General features: G+C 74.9%; 2 protein-coding genes and 1 pseudogene. 2 read left to right on the top strand and 1 reads right to left on the bottom strand.

Annotated elements, in window-relative coordinates; translation table 11 throughout:
• The coding region (locus tag DKL51_RS00230; RefSeq protein ID WP_148097686.1) for an RDD family protein at nt 1-658 on the top strand (658 nt) is incomplete at its 5' end.
• Nucleotides 655-1,752 carry a histidinol-phosphate transaminase gene (hisC, locus tag DKL51_RS00225; RefSeq protein ID WP_109945742.1) on the top strand — a complete coding sequence of 366 codons (1,098 nt, stop codon included), beginning with the start codon at nt 655-657 and terminating at the stop codon, nt 1,750-1,752. The genes DKL51_RS00230 and hisC, both read left to right, overlap by 4 nt.
• A 27-nt stretch (nt 1,753-1,779) precedes the next feature.
• Here hisC and DKL51_RS00220 read toward each other — a convergent pair.
• Nucleotides 1,780-2,211, bottom strand: a pseudogene (locus DKL51_RS00220) (outer membrane protein assembly factor BamB family protein); the annotation flags it as partial.

Genomic DNA, 2,211 nt, shown 5'->3' with positions numbered 1-2,211 from the left:
GCCGGGGCCGCCGCCCGGCTGGCCGTACCCGACCGGGCCGGGCCGCCCGCCCGAGCCGCGCCCGCACGGGCTGGCGCTCGCCTCGTACGGCGCCCGACTCGTCGCCCGGCTGATCGACTTCGGCATCGTCTTCCTGCTCAACGCCGCGGTGAACGGCTGGTTCGTCTGGCGGTACATCGAGGAGATCTCGCCGTACCTGCGGGAGTCGGTGCGCCGATCGCTGGCCGGCGAGACCTCCACCGAGGGGCTGCCCCAGCCCGGCGAGCAGGCGGCCGGGCTGCAGATCGCCATCCTCCTGATCGCCACCGCGCTCTGGTTCGCCTACGAGGTGCCCGCGATGGCCTCCAGCGGGCAGACCTTCGGCAAGCGGGTGATGCGCGTACGAGCGGTGCCGGTCGAGGCCGACCAGCCGCTCGGCTTCGGCCGGGCAATGCGGCGGTGGAGCACCCTCGGCCTGCCCACCCTGCTCTGGTACTGCTGCGGGCTCGGGCTGCTGCTCCAGCTGATCGACGCGGTCTCCCCGCTCTTCGACCACCCCCTCCGTCAGGCGCTGCACGACAAGCGCGCGCAGACCGTGGTGGTCCAGCTCCCCCGCACCGGACCCGACACCCGTACCACCCCGCGCGACCGCGCCAACTCCCCGGGAGACACCCCATGACCGAACGCCAGCAGCCACCAGTGCGGCTCACCCGCGCCGACCTCGACGCGCTGCCCAACTACGTGCCCGGGCGCAGCCCGGCCGACCTGGCCCGCGAGCTCGGCCTGCCCGAGGCGATCAAGCTGGCCAGCAACGAGGTGCCCTACGGTCCGCTGCCCGGCGTGGTGGAGGCGGTCACCGAGGCGGTCGCCGGTTCGCACCGCTACCCGGACATGGGGGTGGTCGCGCTGCGCCAGGCGCTGGCCGAGCGGTACGGCGTGGACGCCGACCGGATCGCCACCGGCTGCGGGTCGGTGGCGCTGGCCGAGCACCTGGTCCGGGCCACCTGCCTCCCCGGCGACGAGCTGCTCTACTCCTGGCGGTCGTTCGAGGCGTACCCGATCATCGCGGCGACCAGCGGCGCGACCAGCGTGCGGGTGCCCAACGACGCCGGGCACGGCCACGACCTGGCGTCGATGGTCGCGGCGGTGACCGACCGGACCCGGATGATCCTGGTCTGCAACCCCAACAACCCGACCGGTACGGCGGTCCGCAAGGCGGAGCTGGATCGCTTCCTCGACGCGCTGCCGGACGACGTGCTGGTGGTGATCGACGAGGCGTACCGGGAGTTCGTCACCGACCCCGAGGTGCCGGACGGCCTGACCTACCTGGACCGGCCGAACGTGGCCGTGCTGCGCACCCTCTCCAAGGCGTGGGGCCTGGCGGGCCTGCGGATCGGCTGGCTGGTCGCCGAGCCGACCGTCGCCGCCGCGGTCCGCAAGGTCGTCACGCCCTTCTCGACCAGCATGGCCGCCCAGGCCGGCGCGCTCGCCGCGCTGGCCCAAGCCGACGAGGTGGAGCGCCGCTGCGCGCTGGTCGTCGCCGAGCGGGAGCGGGTCACCGAGGCGCTGCGCAAGATCGTCCCGGACGTGCCGTCCAGCCAGGCCAACTTCGTCTGGCTGCCGCTCGGTGACCGGGCGGTCGAGTTCGGCAAGGCGTGCGAGGCGCGGGGCGTGATCGTCCGACCGTTCCCTGGCGACGGGGTCCGGGTCACCATCGGCACGCCCGAGGAGAACGACGCCTTCCTCGCCGCGGCGGAGCCGGCGCTGGCCTGATCGGTTCAGCTGCTCGCCGCGGCCGGCTCAGGTCGCGGCGAGCAGCACCGGCTCCGCCATCAGGAAGTACGCCTGGTCGTCGGAGTCCGGGCCGGCCTTCTCCCGCAGCCGCTCGACGGCGACGTACCCGTCCCCCGCGTACGCGTACCCGGGGACCCAGCCGATGCCGTCCTTCCCGAGGTCCATCGGGAAGCGGGACCGCTGGGCGCCGGTCCGCGGGTCCAGGGTGACCAGGTCGTTCCGCTCGGTCAGCAGGTGCACCCGGCCGGGCTGCGCGGCGATGATCCGCACCGGCCCGAGGTCGGCCCGCCGCCACAGCTCCTCGCCGGTCCGCGCCGAGCGGCCGGTCAGCACCCCGCCGGTGCTGCCCACCACCCGGTCGCCGACCAGTTCCGCGCCGGGCGCGTCGAGGGCGGGCGAGGCCACCGGCTCGCCGGGGCCGACCAGCCACCCCCGGCC

Origin of the sequence: Micromonospora globispora, from assembly GCF_003857015.1 — a bacterium.
Classification (GTDB): domain Bacteria; phylum Actinomycetota; class Actinomycetes; order Mycobacteriales; family Micromonosporaceae; genus Micromonospora; species Micromonospora globispora.
The sequence above is the reverse complement of the archived record's forward strand: the minus strand, read 5'-3'. Positions and strand labels throughout refer to the sequence as shown.

Excerpts from the sequence above, each read along its gene's own strand:
- hisC (WP_109945742.1), top strand. The coding sequence starts at position 655 with ATGACCGAACGCCAGCAGCCACCAGTGCGGCTCACCCGCGCCGACCTC.